Here is a 925-nt window from a genome sequence, read left to right on the forward strand (position 1 = left end):
GATACTGGACCTACCGGAGATACTGGACCTACCGGAGATACTGGAGTTACCGGAGCAACAGGAGAGACTGAAGGTTGTCTGTGTGATTGCTGTGTTTTACCAATGCAGAATGTTTTACAACAACTTATTGGAGAAACTGTGCTTCTTGGCACTATTGCAGACGCGCCAAACGTCCCCCCTCTTTTCTTTTTATTTACTATTACTTCCGTAAGTGATTTTTTAGTTACAGTTACAGATGGTACCACATCCTTTGTGGTCAATATTTCTGATGTAACAGGGGTAGGTTTTTTACCGCCAGGACCATCTATAACATTACTTCCACCTGTAGATTTAGGATGCGAATGTGATTGTCGTGAACGACCAATTAGGGAATTACTAGATACGCTTATTGGTTCTACAGTGAATCTTTTAGCAAATACTGGTTCTACTGCAGCAGATTTTAATGTGGAACAAACAGGTCTTGGTATAGTGCTAGGTACTTTACCTATAAGTCCAAATACAATCGTTAGGTTTGCTATTTCAACTTGCAAAATTACAGCTGTGAATATTCTCTAAAATTTAGATTTCTTAGGAGAATATAAGTTTGAGGGAGTGCACATTCCTTACGTCCTTTAAAGATTAAAGAGCCAATTTACCCTTAACGGGGAAAGTCCGGCTCTTTTCTTATTCAAATTTGCTTAGCGTATATTTTCGTTAAAATGTAGGCGGTATGCCAGATTTAAAAGACTGAATTCAGTCTTTTTTTGTTTTAGGGGTATTAATTTTTTCTTAGCTTGATGGACATGTGGTGGTACCCCACATCCATCAACTTAAAGATTTAGACTATTTATGAGGTAAAAACACGTTACTATTTTCTTGTTTTAACGAGAAAGGGTACCGTGGTTGTTATGAATATGTTGTAAAGTTTTTACGATGCGTTACATTC

Annotated in this window: 1 pseudogene; it reads left to right on the forward strand. The window is 37.5% G+C overall.

Annotation, left to right across the window (positions count from 1 at the left end):
- Positions 1–555 (forward strand): annotated as a pseudogene (locus MR167_RS31525) (bclA protein); the annotation flags it as partial.
- Positions 556–925: the final 370 nt, after the last annotated feature.

Source organism: Bacillus cereus group sp. BfR-BA-01355, assembly GCF_022663675.1.
Lineage (GTDB): Bacteria > Bacillota > Bacilli > Bacillales > Bacillaceae_G > Bacillus_A > Bacillus_A thuringiensis_S.